General features: G+C 58.3%; 17 protein-coding genes. 12 read left to right on the top strand and 5 right to left on the bottom strand.

The features are described 5' to 3' along the window. Nucleotides 1-287 (top strand): hypothetical protein (locus ACP7C6_RS28240; protein WP_426109530.1); only part of this gene is annotated, 287 nt, incomplete at its 5' end. 117 nt (nucleotides 288-404) lie between these two features. After that, nucleotides 405-734: a hypothetical protein gene (locus ACP7C6_RS28245; protein ID WP_236321708.1), complete on the top strand. Its 330-nt coding sequence runs from the start codon at nucleotides 405-407 to the stop codon at nucleotides 732-734. A gap of 8 nt (nucleotides 735-742) precedes the next feature. On the opposite strand, the gene ACP7C6_RS28250 is transcribed toward ACP7C6_RS28245, so the two are convergent. Then, nucleotides 743-1,378 (bottom strand): LysE family translocator, encoded by a 636-nt coding sequence (locus ACP7C6_RS28250; RefSeq protein WP_028617858.1) that lies wholly within the window; start codon nucleotides 1,376-1,378, stop codon nucleotides 743-745. Between the two features lie 126 nt (nucleotides 1,379-1,504). Between ACP7C6_RS28250 and ACP7C6_RS28255 the strand changes: the two genes are divergently transcribed. The 4 genes from ACP7C6_RS28255 to ACP7C6_RS28270 all read left to right on the top strand — a co-directional run bounded on the left by ACP7C6_RS28255 (nucleotide 1,505) and on the right by ACP7C6_RS28270 (nucleotide 4,041). Continuing rightward, complete coding sequence (locus tag ACP7C6_RS28255) at nucleotides 1,505-1,876, top strand: PH domain-containing protein (RefSeq protein ID WP_068932163.1); 372 nt, start codon at nucleotides 1,505-1,507, stop codon at nucleotides 1,874-1,876. 132 nt (nucleotides 1,877-2,008) lie between these two features. After that, on the top strand, nucleotides 2,009-3,172 hold the full coding sequence (locus ACP7C6_RS28260; RefSeq protein ID WP_028617860.1) for an S-type pyocin domain-containing protein: 1,164 nt from the start codon (nucleotides 2,009-2,011) through the stop codon (nucleotides 3,170-3,172). 15 nt (nucleotides 3,173-3,187) lie between these two features. After that, nucleotides 3,188-3,475 (top strand): colicin E3-like toxin immunity protein, encoded by a 288-nt coding sequence (locus ACP7C6_RS28265; protein ID WP_028617861.1) that lies wholly within the window; start codon nucleotides 3,188-3,190, stop codon nucleotides 3,473-3,475. A 59-nt stretch (nucleotides 3,476-3,534) separates the two neighbouring features. Next, nucleotides 3,535-4,041: a hypothetical protein gene (locus tag ACP7C6_RS28270; protein ID WP_426109531.1), complete on the top strand. Its 507-nt coding sequence runs from the start codon at nucleotides 3,535-3,537 to the stop codon at nucleotides 4,039-4,041. A gap of 294 nt (nucleotides 4,042-4,335) precedes the next feature. On the opposite strand, the gene ACP7C6_RS28275 is transcribed toward ACP7C6_RS28270, so the two are convergent. Next, nucleotides 4,336-4,713: a c-type cytochrome gene (locus ACP7C6_RS28275; RefSeq protein WP_028617863.1), complete on the bottom strand. Its 378-nt coding sequence runs from the start codon at nucleotides 4,711-4,713 to the stop codon at nucleotides 4,336-4,338. Between the two features lie 43 nt (nucleotides 4,714-4,756). Then, nucleotides 4,757-5,188 (bottom strand): bleomycin resistance protein, encoded by a 432-nt coding sequence (locus ACP7C6_RS28280; RefSeq protein ID WP_122683403.1) that lies wholly within the window; start codon nucleotides 5,186-5,188, stop codon nucleotides 4,757-4,759. 148 nt (nucleotides 5,189-5,336) lie between these two features. Between ACP7C6_RS28280 and ACP7C6_RS28285 the strand changes: the two genes are divergently transcribed. The 3 genes from ACP7C6_RS28285 to ACP7C6_RS28295 all read left to right on the top strand — a co-directional run bounded on the left by ACP7C6_RS28285 (nucleotide 5,337) and on the right by ACP7C6_RS28295 (nucleotide 8,767). Then, nucleotides 5,337-5,717 carry a response regulator gene (locus ACP7C6_RS28285; protein WP_028617865.1) on the top strand — a complete coding sequence of 127 codons (381 nt, stop codon included), beginning with the start codon at nucleotides 5,337-5,339 and terminating at the stop codon, nucleotides 5,715-5,717. A gap of 195 nt (nucleotides 5,718-5,912) precedes the next feature. Beyond that, nucleotides 5,913-6,527, top strand: coding sequence for a biliverdin-producing heme oxygenase (locus tag ACP7C6_RS28290; protein ID WP_426109532.1), 615 nt, complete (start codon nucleotides 5,913-5,915; stop codon nucleotides 6,525-6,527). Further along, the gene (locus ACP7C6_RS28295; protein WP_068932159.1) at nucleotides 6,524-8,767 is read left to right on the top strand and encodes an ATP-binding protein; all 2,244 of its coding nucleotides are present in this window, start codon (nucleotides 6,524-6,526) and stop codon (nucleotides 8,765-8,767) included. The genes ACP7C6_RS28290 and ACP7C6_RS28295 overlap by 4 nt, the downstream gene beginning before the upstream one ends. An 11-nt stretch (nucleotides 8,768-8,778) precedes the next feature. On the opposite strand, the gene ACP7C6_RS28300 is transcribed toward ACP7C6_RS28295, so the two are convergent. Continuing rightward, nucleotides 8,779-10,095 (bottom strand): sensor histidine kinase, encoded by a 1,317-nt coding sequence (locus tag ACP7C6_RS28300; RefSeq protein ID WP_236321234.1) that lies wholly within the window; start codon nucleotides 10,093-10,095, stop codon nucleotides 8,779-8,781. Further along, nucleotides 10,092-10,802, bottom strand: a complete 711-nt coding sequence (locus ACP7C6_RS28305; protein ID WP_016979629.1) for a response regulator — start codon at nucleotides 10,800-10,802, stop codon at nucleotides 10,092-10,094. Before ACP7C6_RS28305 ends, ACP7C6_RS28300 begins: the two co-directional genes overlap by 4 nt. A 165-nt stretch (nucleotides 10,803-10,967) precedes the next feature. Between ACP7C6_RS28305 and ACP7C6_RS28310 the strand changes: the two genes are divergently transcribed. The 3 genes from ACP7C6_RS28310 to ACP7C6_RS28320 all read left to right on the top strand — a co-directional run bounded on the left by ACP7C6_RS28310 (nucleotide 10,968) and on the right by ACP7C6_RS28320 (nucleotide 14,095). Next, nucleotides 10,968-11,756 (top strand): MlaA family lipoprotein, encoded by a 789-nt coding sequence (locus ACP7C6_RS28310; RefSeq protein ID WP_028617870.1) that lies wholly within the window; start codon nucleotides 10,968-10,970, stop codon nucleotides 11,754-11,756. Nucleotides 11,757-11,887: 131 nt separating this feature from the next. Further along, a complete protein-coding gene (locus tag ACP7C6_RS28315) occupies nucleotides 11,888-12,094 on the top strand; it encodes a hypothetical protein (protein ID WP_426109533.1) in 207 nt (68 codons plus the stop codon). 111 nt (nucleotides 12,095-12,205) lie between these two features. Beyond that, nucleotides 12,206-14,095, top strand: a complete 1,890-nt coding sequence (locus ACP7C6_RS28320; protein WP_426109534.1) for an alkaline phosphatase D family protein — start codon at nucleotides 12,206-12,208, stop codon at nucleotides 14,093-14,095. Nucleotides 14,096-14,139 lie beyond the last annotated feature (44 nt).

The raw sequence follows: 14,139 nt of genomic DNA on the forward strand, positions 1-14,139 counted from the left end.
GGCGCGCATTCTACAGCAGCCTCATTTGCTGTCAAGTGATTATTTTCAGAAGCTTTCGAAGATTTCTTCAACAACTTCAACCACTTGCGCTTCCGATCTCTCGTCAGCGGGAGGCGAATAATACAGCTTTAAAATTCGTGGTCAACCCCTGCATGGAAATTCTTTTTTACTTACCGAAGAGCTCAGGTTGCCACTCTGAAAATGTCCGAGGCCTGTACAACATCTCCGGGCAGCACGGTAAGAAGGTGAGCTTGAAACGCGTCATGAAGTTCCGCGGCGCGCCATAAGCATTCCAGTTGCCTGCCTACACATAATAGTAGTAGCCCCAGGTCTTTTTTTTCCGCCACGGAACAGGGATCATCGCCCTCCCCTACTATCCCCAAAGACGCCGAGGAACCGAGACCATGGAATTGACGCTGGAAGCGGCTGCGCTCTTTGCACTGAAGCTGGTGCACGAGACGGAAGGCGGCAGCACGGTTTTACGGGATGATCCGGTGATGGAGGGGTATGACCGCGAAGTGTTTGGGTTGTTGGTGCGGCAGGGGGATTTGGCTGGGATTCAGTTGAAGCTCAATGAATGCCTGAAGTTGGCGCTAGACTCCCTGGGCGGCGCCGATACTGTGCTGGGTCGCGAACTGCAACGGCTGGCGGTGGATGTGCGCCAAGCGTCGACACTGAATGAACTCAATGCCCCGCTCAGCGCACTCAAGGACTATCTGAAAGCCATCCTATAAAGAACAACTTACCGCCGCCCTTCCACCGCCATCCGCACCGCCAACCCCATCAACACCGACCCCATCAACCAACGCTGCACCACCTGCCACCCCGGTCGGGTGACGAAAAACACCGCGATGGAGCCCGCCATGGAGGCAATCACCGCATTGACGCTCACGCTGATAAAAATCTGCGTAAAACCCAGCACCAGCGATTGCACCAGCACACTGCCATGACCGTTCGGGTCGATGAATTGGGGCAGCAATGACAAATACATCACCGCCACCTTGGGGTTCAGCAGGTTGGTGACCAGGCCCATGGTGAACAGCTTGCGCGGGCTGTCCTTGGGCAGGTCCCGCACCTGGAAGGGTGAACGCCCACCCGGCCGGATCGCCTGCCAAGCCATATACGCCAGGTACATCGCCCCGCCGAAGCGCAGCGCGTCGTAGGCAAACGGCACCGCCATCACCAACGCCGTGATCCCCAGCGCCGCGCACAGCATATAAACCAGAAACCCCAACGCCACGCCGCCCAGTGAGATCAATCCGGCCGTGCGCCCTTGGCAGATCGAGCGGGAAATGAGGTAGATCATATTCGGGCCGGGTGTGAGCACCATGCCGAGTGATATCAGCGCATAGGCCAGCCAATTGGAGAGTTCAGGCATGATGGGGCTCCGTTTTTGAAACATCTGGCCAAGGTTGCAAGGTTGGCCGCCATGGTAGGGCGTTCAAAATGCCCGTGTTAGATACAGATCCGCGAGCAAAACGGCATACACCCAAGAGGCAGGCCCATGATCGATTTCAACAACAAAGGTTTCTTCAAACTCAAGCAAAACAACGAATACGCCGAACGCGTCGCCGACCTGCTGCTGGACGGTGAAGAAGTGGTGGATGCGTACAAGGCCATGCGTGATGGGGTGGTGTTTACCACCAAGCGGATTATCGCGGTGAATGTGCAGGGGATTACCGGCAGCAAGAAGGACTTCACGTCGCTGCCGTACAAGAACATCGTCGCTTATTCGGTGGAGACGTCCGGGACGTTTGATCTGGACTCGGAGTTGGAGATTTACTTTTCTTCGCTGGGCAAGGTGAAATTCGAATTTACTGGGAGGACCTCGATCGTCGAAATTTCACGGTTGATTTCCAAGCACCTGCTGACCTGATCAACCTGCAGAAACAGACGCCTTCACTCAAGCGTCAGTCCACTTTTCCCACATCAATCACCGATTGATGCCGACATAAGGTTTTAACTACCCCTCGTACGCTCACTCTCTCCCACAAGGAAGTGAGCCGACATGTCAGAACGCTTTTACCCACCCACAGAAGAAGAGTTAAGCAAGCGACGGATCCTGACCCCGCAGCCATCGCGTGCGCCTTATTCGCCGTCTGTTGATTACTTCGAGGCATCCCCTGCCCCGCCACCCGCGATAGCCAAACCTCCCGGCTGCGTCTTTATCAAACCCTGCCAACTGCCTGACGGCATCACTCATTACTTCAACCCCGCCGGTTATGTCCCACTGGAGTTGATCAAGGAGTACAGCCATTTAAGCCTGTTGGGTGGGCGTGAAGTGGACAGCCGGGGGACGGTTGTCTTACGCAAGATCAGTGGTAGCGCTTTGCCTGCTGGGTTGGGGCAATTGGCATTGCGTTCGGCGGTTCTGGAGTCGGCGGCCACTGCCGTCGTGTCCGCTGCTGGTGGATTGTTGACAGGTTTGGTGGCTCTGGCTTGGCCGTCGGAATTGGGCGATAGCGCGCTCTACAGCGAAGCGCAATTGCGCTCGATGCAGCGGGCGCGTTCGCAGATGCGGCTGCATGTCGAACAAAGGGAGGACGGCACGCTCAAGGGGTATGGGTTTTACACAGGCAATAACCCTGACTGGCAGATGATTGATGTGGTGCAGTTTCAAAGCCGTGGCGATCAGTTTGTGGCGGATCTGGGTGAGGGTGTGGAGCTGATCTGGACACCTGCCGTTGATCCAGGTGACACGTTAGGTATTCCGGCGTTGGAGGCTGCGCCGCAAGCGCCGGTGATCTGGATTTATCCGCCGACGGAGAAGGCGGCGCAGATTCTGGTGAACCCGATTTACCCGCCGGAGTATCGGGATTTTATTCTGGTGTTCCCGGTGGAGTCGGGGGTTCGGCCGCTGTATGTGGTAATCAATAATCCAAGGAAAGGGCTCAAAAACCCAGACCATGATTACTTCCCTGCGCCCGAAATCGAAAACATAACAGGCTTCCCAGGTCTGATTCCGCAAAAACCTGTGACACCAAGAAGAGGTGGAGCAGGCTTACGTGAACGCTGGATAGACGCAAAAGGAAGAAAGATATTTGAATGGGATTCCAAGAAAGGCGAGCTGGAAGTCTATCGGAACAGTGATCTAGAACACCTTGGCGCGTTTGACCCTTACACCGCCGAACGTCGAGGCCCGGCGGACCCGAAACGTCGAATCTACAGATAACGAGGAACTCGGAAAATGGTGATGAAAATCAAATTACGATGGTACGAAAAGCACAGCAATGACTTGAAAGCGCATGAGTACTCAGCGGACATCGAAGATTCAGACGGTGTTTTTGAAGCGTTGGATTTAGCTGAAGAAACTGCGATATATGCAGATGTATTCAACGTATTGCCTAAGTGGCTAGCGATTATTCAACCTTACTTCCAACACATGATTGAACCCGACCACTTCGATTATCAAATCTCCTTCCGCTACCAAGGCGCCTGGCCACCACCTCCCAAGCAACCTAACAAGGAGTTTTGATGCAATGAGACCTGTACTGCAGAAGCCCCTCCTCTACCGCTCAGTCAACACCCGAACCCATGGCGTACGCCACGGGAGTTGCAGCGCTTACCAGCGCGCACTATCAACCCGTGCCTCAATGCACAGCCATCATCAGCACAGGCTTGATTACACCCCCGCTATTCCGCTTCCTCTTATCCAAAGTCGGTCATCAATGGGATAACGTTTTCAACGAAGCCAACGCCCGTCTGGATCGTCCGGATCCTGTGTTCTGGATGGTTGCGCTACATGAAAGCGACAAGCGGGACTACGTAGTATTGGATGAAAATAGTTATTACAGCGGCTTATGTGTCGACGAAGCGGGCCTGCTGCAAAAGGTCAATCCACAGCTGACGCCCGAGCAGATGAACCCCGTTTGCGATGGCTACACCCACACCTTCAACGGTGTGGTATTCGCCCAGCCTTTGCCACGCAAACGGAGGCCAACGCCCACCATCACCCCTCCTTCACCTCAGTCCCCGCCCCCCCGATCAACACCGATTCCCCGGATCCGTAATATCAAACACCTGCAGCGCACACGCTGTTAAGCCGGAACTGGAACTCCACCCAATACACCTTGGCCTTCTGCGGGCTGAACGTGCTCATCACTGGCCCGCAGCTGTAGTAAGTCCCATTGCCCTGGCTTCTCGCCGAGCTGAACACGGTGAGTTTCTTGCCAGGATCCGCCTGTATATCCAATTGAGGAAACCGCTTGAACCCCGCGCTCGCCACCGTCTGGTTGACCTTGGCAATCCAGTTGAAGACCTTGGCCGAACAACACTCCTAAGAGTTTCAACGCCGGTAAGGGCTGACCCGAGGGCTGTATGAGAGTGCGCGAATGATCACTTAGGCTGGAAGGTTTCCAGGTACGCCAGGATGTTTTCGATTTTCTCCTGATCACTAATGCCCCAGAAGATCATCCGCGTGCCACTCACCACCTTCTTCGGTGCCTCGATGTAGGCAGCGAGTTTGTCCCGGGTCCAGACCACGCCGGAGTTTTTCATCGCGTCGGAATACTGGTAGTCCGTGGTGGTCCCGGCGGGTCGGCCGATGATGCCGTTGAGTTCTGGCCCGAACCCACCTCGCGCACCTTCACCGATGCTGTGGCAACCGCCGCAGGTCTTGGTGAAGAGCTTGCCACCGGCCTCGGCGTCGCCGGCTGCGAAGGCAGGGCTTGTGGTGAGGATCAGGGCGAGGGTCATCAAAGCGCGGTACTTCATGGGGACTCCATTTCAAGCGTTGCGGCGACAAAGGTCGAGGTAATTATGCCGGTACTAAAGGCCTTTCCCCCAGCCGTTCAACCAGGCGTACCAGGTAACCGTCCGGGTCTTGCACAATGAACTGGCGCTGCCCGGCCTCCACATCGCCCGCGCGGTACCAGGCTTGCTCAACATCCTTGAATAGCGGCCAGTCAACACGGGCCAAACGTTGCAAAATCGGCGCGACGACGGGTACGTCGATCTGCAGGTTGATACCTCGTCCGAAAGGTCGATCCAAAGATGCGGTCAACCATTGCCCGGCGTTGGGGTCGTATTGCTCCAGCATGATTTGCGCGCCATTCAGGTCGAGGTATGCAAAGCCTTCCTCAACGCGCTGGTAAGCCAGGGTGAAACCCAACTTGTGCACCCAGAAATCCAGACTGGCACTGAGGGTGGTAACGATCAGTTCTGGAACCATAGGGTTACGAATAAACATGTCAATCCTTGAGCACGTAGAAGCAAGCCCCGCACTTTACCGGATAGTGCCTCTAAAACGACCATCCATCGCCCCATAGATATCCAATCGAACCTATATAGACGTGTTCTACTCCACCTCTATGAACCCTGATGGTGGAGTAAGGATCATGGCTCAGCCATCGATTTTAGTGCTGGAAGACGACGAGATCATTCGATCATTGATGGTGGATGTGCTGGAGGATTTCGGCGCGCTGGTGACGTCGTTTCCTTCGGCGGATGAAGGGATGATTTACCTGGAACGGGGCGATGACCCGGTGGACTTGATTGTCAGTGATATCCAGATGCCGGGGTTGCTCAATGGTTATGACTTGAGTCGGGTAGTCGCCCATCGTTGGCCGAGCGTGCCGGTGGTGCTGACGTCGGGTAATACCAGGCTGGCGGCTCAGTTGGGGGGATCCGTGCGCTTTCTGCCCAAGCCGTGGAGCAGAGAACACCTGATTGAATGCGTGAAAACTGCCCTAACCCAACAGGGGTTGTCCATGCATTAATAGCATCACGACATCACTGAAACCGAACTTCGCGACAAGCCCTGCGGTCATTAATGAGGCAAGGAGCGACTTTTCTGATCCGCTGGTCAGCCTTTTCGCCTTGTGCGTACAGATGAAGGCTTTGAGGTGTGTAGAATCGTCGCCCATTTCGACGCGTCATTCATGGCCGAGAGGCCCACAGTTCGAGCTCATTGAATGCATTCACAGGCCCATGACGTTGGTGCGCCCTCATTGCTGGAAGCGTTGCGCACAGGCACGGCCCTGTTGCATGTGGCGCTGGAAAAGCGCCTGCCGTTTTTCTCAGAACGACTGGATGCCGATTGGTACGTGCGCTTGCTCGAGGCGTATTACGGGTTTTATCAGCCGATGGAGTCCGCCCTGTATGACAGTGGCTTGATCCCAGATGGATTCGACACAGCGCTGCGTGTGAAAACACCCACGTTGGTGTGCGATCTCAATGCGTTGGGCCTGGATGCCCCAGCCATCAACACCGTGCCCCGTTGTACTGAACTACCAACCTTCAATACCCCCGCCGCCTGCCTCGGTGCTCTGTATGTACTGGAAGGCGCGACCCTGGGCGGCCAGGTATTGCGTCGGGAAATCACTCAGCGCCTGAACGTAAACGCCGACAACGGTGGTGCGTTTCTCAATGTGTACGGAGCCGAAACCGGTCGGCGCTGGAAAGATTTTCTCGACTACCTGGGCGTCCAGCCACTGGACGCGCCAGCCAGGCAGCGCGCAGTAGACGCTGCCCGGTCAACATTCAGCTGCTTTGAGCATTGGCTCGACAGCCAGGAGGTACTGCTATGAAACCCGAAGATTTTGAAGAGCTGCTTGCCAACTGTGCCGACGAGCCCATCCGTTTTCCTGGAGCGATCCAGCCCCACGGTGTGCTGCTGACGTTGTCGGAGCCGGACCTGAACATCATCCAGGTCAGCGCCAACATCGGCATTTTGTTCGGCCATGCCCCCGAGGCGCTGCTGGGCCAGCCACTGCACACGTTGGTAGGCGCGGAGCACGCCAAGGCGGTTGCCGTCATGGCCGAAAACCATACGTTCTTCGATGCCCCCCCTTTGCATGTCACATTCAACGGCGCGGAATTCGAAGGTCTGCTGCATCGCCATCAAAATGTGCTGGTGCTGGAGTTCGAACCGCTGCTCAAGGATTTCCGCCCGCGGGCGCTGAATGGTCGCACCAGTGACCTGGGCAAAATGCTGCAGCGCTTGCAGTCGGCGAAAACCCTGCAAGCGCTGTACGAAATCAGCGTGAATGAAATCCAGGCCATGACCGGGTACGACCGGGTACTCATCTATCGCTTCGAAGACGAAGGCCATGGCCAAGTGATCGCCGAAGCGTCGGCGCCGTCCATGGAGCTGTTCAACGGGCTGTTCTTCCCTGCGTCCGACATCCCGGAGCAAGCCCGCGAGCTGTATCGCACCAATTGGCTACGCATCATCCCGAACGCGGCCTACGAGCCCGTGCCACTGCTGCCCAAGCTGCGCCCGGACACCGGCCAGCCGTTGGACTTGAGCTTCGCCACACTGCGCAGCGTGTCGCCGATTCATTGCCAGTACATGCAGAACATGGGCGTGTTGTCGTCCATGAGTATCTCGCTGATGAAGGGCGACAGGCTGTGGGGCCTGATTAGTTGCGGCAACCGTGAGCCGTTGCTGGTGCCTAATGACCTGCGTACGGCCTGCCAAACCATCGGCCAGGTGTTGTCGTTGCAGATCAGCGCCATGGAAGCCCTCGACCTGAGCCGTCAGCGTGAAGAGAAAGTCGAGGCCCTGGCCTTACTGGACCAGGCGATGAAGCGCTCGGAAGCAAACGTGTTCGACGGCCTGGCCCAGCAAGGTCAGTTGCTGATGGACCTGACCCTGTCCGGCGGCGTGGCGATCATCGAAGACAAGCAACTGCACCGCTACGGAAACTGCCCGGAGCCGGCGCAGATCCGTGCTTTGCACAAGTGGCTGCAAGAGGGTGGCGAGCCGGTGTTCTCCAGCCATAACCTGTCGTCGGTGTACCCGCCGGCCGCCGAGTTTCAGCAGGTAGCCAGTGGGGTGCTAGCCATGAGCCTGCCCAAGCCTGTGGATAACGGCGTGCTGTGGTTCCGCCCGGAGGTGAAGGAGAACATCAACTGGAGCGGCGATCCGAAAAAACCGCTGGACCTGGAAAACTCCGACGCCGGCTTACGCCTTCGCCCACGCACCTCGTTTGAAATCTGGAAGGTGGAGATGGCCGGCATCTCCACCAAGTGGAGCCATGGCGACCACTTCGCCGCCAATGACCTGCGCCGTTCGGCCCTGGAAAACGACCTGGCGCGCCAGGTGTTGCGCGAACAACAAGCCGTGCGCGCCCGCGACGAGCTGGTGGCGGTGGTGTCCCATGACCTGCGCAACCCAATGACGGTGATCTCCATGCTGTGCGGCATGATGCAAAAGGCCTTCAGCTCTGCCGGCCCACACACATCGCGACGGATTTCCTCGGCCATCGACACCATGCAGCAGGCCGCCGGGCGCATGAATGTGCTGCTGGAAGACTTGCTCGATACCTCGAAAATCGAGGCCGGACGTTACGTGGTGCGGCCAGTGATCCTGGATGTGAGCCAGATTTTCGACGAGGCCTACTCGTTGCTGGCGCCCCTGGCGATGGAGAAAGGCATCGATCTGTCGTTCAACGCTGAACCGGGCCTGCAAATCAATGCCGACCCGGAGCGTCTGTTTCAGGTGCTGTCGAACCTGATCGGCAATGCCATCAAGTTCACCCCGCGCCAGGGCAATATCGGTATCAGCGCCATGAGCAATGGCGAAGAAATCGTGTTCTCGGTGCGCGACTCCGGCGAAGGTATTGCACCGGAGCAACTGCCTCACGTGTTCGATCGCTACTGGACGCAAACAGAAAACAACCCGACCGGCAGCGGGCTGGGACTGTACATCACGCAAGGCATCGTCCAGGCCCATGGCGGCAAGATCGTTGCCGAGAGTGAGGTGGGTCGCGGCAGTGAGTTCCGGTTCACAGTGCCGAAGGTGATTGACGACTCGCATACCTGACGGACCTTGGGTTAAACAGGTAACACCACCACCGCCTCCAACCCCCCACCCTGGCGCTCGGCCAGGGTCAAGGTGCCGCCATGTTCCAACACAATCGCCCGAGCGGTGGAGAGTCCCAAGCCGACACCGCCCGTGCTTTTGTTGCGTGACCCTTCAAGGCGATAGAACGGCAGGAACACCTGCTCACGATGCTCAACGGGAATGCCTGGCCCGCGATCCAGTACGCGAACCACCACCTCTCCATTTTTTTGCTGCAATTCGATCTCCGGCGCGGTGCCGTAGTGAATCGCGTTGTCCATCAGGTTGGTCATCACGCGCTTGAGGCCCAACGGTCGGCCGAAGTACACCAGGCGCGGCGGGCCGCGAAAGGTCAGGTCAATGGCCTGGTCGCGGTAGTCGTCGATCAGGGTTTGCAGCAATTCCGCAAGGTCCAGTTGGGTGGCTTGTTCCAGGCGGGCATCGTCGCGGAAGAATTCCAGCGCGGTGTTGATCATGGCCTGCATTTCATCCACATCGCGAAACAGCTTTTGCTGTTGATCAACATCCTCGATGAACTCACCACGCAGGCGCAGGCGGGTCAACGGCGCGCGCAAGTCGTGGGAAATGGCCGCGAGCATTTGGGTGCGGTCCTGGATGAAATGCCGCAACTGCGCCTGCATGCTGTTGAAAGCGAGGATCGCCTGGCGGATTTCGTGCGGGCCGACCGGCTCGATGGGCGGTGCCCGAAAGTCGGCACCAAAGCGCCGCGCGCCCTGAGTGAAGTGCTGCAGAGGGCGGGCCAGGCGGCGGGTCGCGACCAGGGTGACCAGCGCGGTCGATATCAGCACCAGCAACACCACGATCAGGCTGCGTGCACCATCGTCCAAACCCCAACTGCGCGACGGCGCGCTGAACATCAGCCAGGAGCGGTCAGCCAATTGCACCAGCAGCGCATAGCGGCCGTTGCCGCCGGGCCAGTCAGACGGCTCATACGCCTCCATCGGACGAGGTGGCCCTTGGAGCAGGTGCTTGAACACCTGCTCGCCCGAGTGGAAATCAGGGTCGGCCAGAACGGGTAACCCCAATGCCTGGCGCTGCGCGGCCCAGGTCACCCTGAACGTTTCGTCACCTACCGCTTGGGCCAGACGTGGACGTTGCGACGGGTCGGAGGCCTCGACCACGCGCACAACGACGGCGATCCTTTCCAACAATCCGATTTCAGTCAGCGGTGGTCGCGCCCACACACCTGCCATTTGCACAAACAAAGCGTTGAACGCCAATGCAGTCAACATCGCAATCAGAATGGTCAGGGCGATCCAGCGCGCCACAGTATCGCGTGGGCGCCTCATGAGCGGGTCACACTGGCGGTGAATTGGTAGCCACCGTTGCGCACCGTGCGAATCATCGCCGGGCGCTTGGTATCGAATTCCAGCTTGCGGCGCAGGCGGCTCACTTGCACGTCAATGCTGCGGTCGAATGCATCATGACTGTGGCCACGCGCCAGGTTCAGCAATTGCTCGCGACTGAGCACCCGTTGGGGGTGTTCGACAAACACCAGCAGCAGGTCGAACTCGCCGGATGACAATGGGATCATCACCTGATCGGGCGAGCGCAATTCGCGGCGCGTGAGGTCCAGTTGCCAGCCGGCAAAACGGATCAGCGGGCGCGCGGCATCGCCCAAGGGCGGCCGGCTCTCCCCCGCCCGGCGCAACACCGCGCGCACTCGGGCCAGCAATTCACGCGCGTCGAAAGGCTTGCTCAGGTAATCATCGGCGCCCATTTCCAGGCCCACCACACGGTCGCTGAGTTCACCCATAGCGGTGAGCATGATCACTGGCGTGGCGTATTGCTGGCGCAGGCGCTGGCACAGCAGCAGGCCGTTGTCGCCGGGGAGCATCAGGTCGAGGATGATCAGGTCGGCGGGCTGGCGCTCCATGGCCGCCCACAGCTCGATGCCACTGGCCACGGTCTCGACCGCATAGCCGTGTTGCAGGAAAAATTTCTTCAGCAGGGCGAGGACTTCAAGGTCATCGTCCACGATCAACAGGTTGCTCACCGACGGTCTTCACTGGGCTGGGACAAGGTGCCATCTAAAACCATTCGGCGCGGCTCGTCATATATTTCAACCGTGCAATAAAGCGTCACCGGCGCAATAAACCAGACATCTTTGCGCAAGACGGCAGTGCCAGCATCGGCTTCCTTTTTGCGGAGACCGTCCCCCATGCGCTCGCTAACCTACCCCCAACATCTGGCCCGCCAGGCCGTGCTGTTGCTGACTGTGTCCTACCTGACGGGCTGTGCGAGCCCGGCGCCCGTAACGCCCGCCACGCAGTGCGCACAGGTGAACTACCCGGTGTATGACCCGGCGGAACCGGTCAACCGCGGGGTGTTTGCATTCAACCGTGCGGTGGACGACTACGCACTGGCTCCCGTAGCCCGCGGCTACCGTTACCTACCGGATTTTTTCCAGCAGGGTGTGCATAACTTCGCGAGCAACTTCAGCGAGCCAAAGGTGTTTATCAACGATCTGCTGCAAGGCAACCCGCGACGCTCGGTCAATACCCTGGGGCGTTTCGCAGTGAACACGACGGTAGGCGTGGTGGGGCTGTTTGATGTGTCAGATAGCCTGGGCATCCCGCGCCACACAGCTGACTTCGGCCAGACATTCGGCGTGTGGGGCATGGGTAACGGCCCCATTGTCGAGTTGCCATTGCTGGGCACCAGCAACAGCCGGGACGCTGCGGGCAAGGTCTTGAGTTTCCTGGTTTCGCCACTGGGGGACAGCGACACGGTGCAGACTTTGGGCACCCTCAGCCTGGTCGGCGGTACGGTCGATACACGGGCGTCATTGTTGCCGCTCACCGACAGCCTGCAGAAACTGCCGGATTATTACAGTGCGTTGCGTAATGTGGTGGCGGACAATCGCGCGGCGTTTGTGCGGGAGGGCAAGCAAGGCGCTACCTCTCCCGGTCTAGACAGTTGCGCGAACAGCGCCTCGGATGACTTCTGAAAGCGCCAGCCACCTCCTGGTCATATCTTGCAGCAGCGCGTTTATAGCTGACCCGTTTCGTCCTCTATAAGTTTGGCCTCACTTCGCTCCAACAGGCGAAGTAACCGTCTACTCACAAGAAGGAAACATTCATGCTTAGCGCAATCAATCACTCACTGGGCAGCTTTCAATACCCTCCCCTGCAGCAGGATGATGCAGAGCCCCAGCGCAGGAAGCGCAGCATTGAAGCAACACATACACAACAGAGCGCCTCTGATCCTGAAGGCTCGGCCGCCAATGATCGGCGCCGTAAAACCGGAGGTGGGCTAGATAGCCTCGGTGGAGGCAATCTGCTGTAAACCGCATTAGACGAAGGGCAGTGCACGGCCCTTCGTACTTTCCCTTAACAAAATCATGACATTCACTGGATTAATCTCGCGGGTTCAATCCAGTCTGGAAATCTTGCCTGCATGCCGCTCACCCACACACTGCCCGTCGTACTGGCTGGACCGCTGCTGCGACGCCTCGAACCACGGCGCCTGGTGGTGTGGCTGGTGGGGAGTCAAGCGCTGGTATTGACCCTAAGGCTCCATCTGCCCTCACGAATCCTGGAGGTCCCCCTTGACCACTGTCAGGTCGTACCCGTGGGGCGCCATGCCTTTATCCACCTGATCGATGTGACACTGGACAACGCACTGCCCCTGGACGTGGAGATCAGCTACGACCTGCTGTTCGACAACACCGGCATCGCCGATTGGGCACCGCACCTGCTGTACGCCAACGCCCAGTTACCGAGCTTTGTGCTGCACAGCCGCATTCATCAATTGGTGCACGGCTCATGCCGCAAACCCCATCACACCGCCGACGAGGGTCTTTTGTGTGTCGATCGCCTGTTGGCCGATGCCCAAACGCCTGCCGACCGCCCGGCGCTGTTGATGATGAGCGGCGACCAAGTCTACGCCGACGATGTCGCTGGGCCGATGCTGCGGGCAATCCATGCATTGATTGCACGCCTGGGTTTGTTCGATGAATACCTGGAGGGCGCTGTGGTAGATGACAGCGCCAGCCTCTATGGACATAGCGCCAGTTATTACCATCGCGCCGACTTGCTGCCGGCGTTGGACAGCAACGAAACCCTGCGCGAACGCTTCTTTGGCGGTGTGAAAAAACCAATCTTTACCAGCAGCACCGCCGACAACCACCTGGTGACCTTCGCCGAAGTCATCGCAATGTACTTGCTGGTGTGGTCGCCGACGCCCTGGACGCTGATTGCGCCTCAACCTCCGCATCTGAATGCAGAACGACAGCAGCGTTACGCCCGTGAACAGACCCAGATAGAGCGATTCCGCGACGGCCTGCCAGGCGTCGCGCGGGTCTTTGCGCACCTATCCACCTTGATGATCTTTGATGATCACGACATCACCGATGACTGGAACCTCAGTGCCCAGTGGGAAGAAACCGCCTACGGCCATCCCTTTTCAAAGCGCATCATCGGCAACGCCCTGTTGGCCTACCTGCTATGCCAAGGTTGGGGCAACCAACCGGATGCATTTGGGGAACTGATCAACCAGACCCAAGCGCTCACTGCTCAACCACAAGCCAACCATCTTGACGCCACCGCGCAGGATGAACTGCTCGAAACACTGCTGGAATTTCAACGCTGGCATTACGTATTGCCTACCACGCCGGCCCTGGTGGTGCTCGACACCCGCACCCGCCGCTGGCGCAGCGAATTCACGCTCAAGCAACCTTCCGGCCTGCTGGACTGGGAAGCCTTGAGCGAGCTGCAACAGGAACTGCTGGACCACCCCTCGGCCATCATCGTCTCACCCGCGCCGATCTTTGGCGTCAAGCTGATCGAGACGGTGCAGAAAGTCTTCAGCTGGTGCGGCCACCCCTTGCTCGTCGATGCGGAAAACTGGATGGCCCATCGTGGCGCCGCCCAAGTGATCCTCAATATCTTCCGCCACTCGCGCACGCCGGGTAACTACGTGATCCTCTCCGGTGACGTGCACTACTCGTTCGTCTACGAAGTGCTGATCCGCCATCGCAACGCCGGCCCCAGGATCTGGCAGATCACCAGCAGCGGTATCAAGAACGAATTCCCACCACGATTACTGGAGTGGTTCGACCGCCTCAACCGCTGGCTCTACTCGCCCCGCTCGCCCCTCAACTGGTTCACGCGCCGCCGCACCATGCAGGTGGTGCCACATATTCCCGAGCATGCCGAAGCGGGCGAACGGTTATGGAATTCGGCGGGTATCGGCCAGGTATTTTTCAATGATCAGGGCCAGCCAGAAACGATTTACCAGCACAACGCGGATGGGAAGGTGCCGACGAGGATGGCGGCCCCAAATTAATAGCCTATAGCCATCAATCGTAAGCCGTACATCTGCCCTATTCA

The sequence above is a fragment of the Pseudomonas sp. TWR1-1-4 genome (genome assembly GCF_049897165.1).
GTDB classification, from domain to species: Bacteria; Pseudomonadota; Gammaproteobacteria; order Pseudomonadales; family Pseudomonadaceae; genus Aquipseudomonas; species Aquipseudomonas canadensis.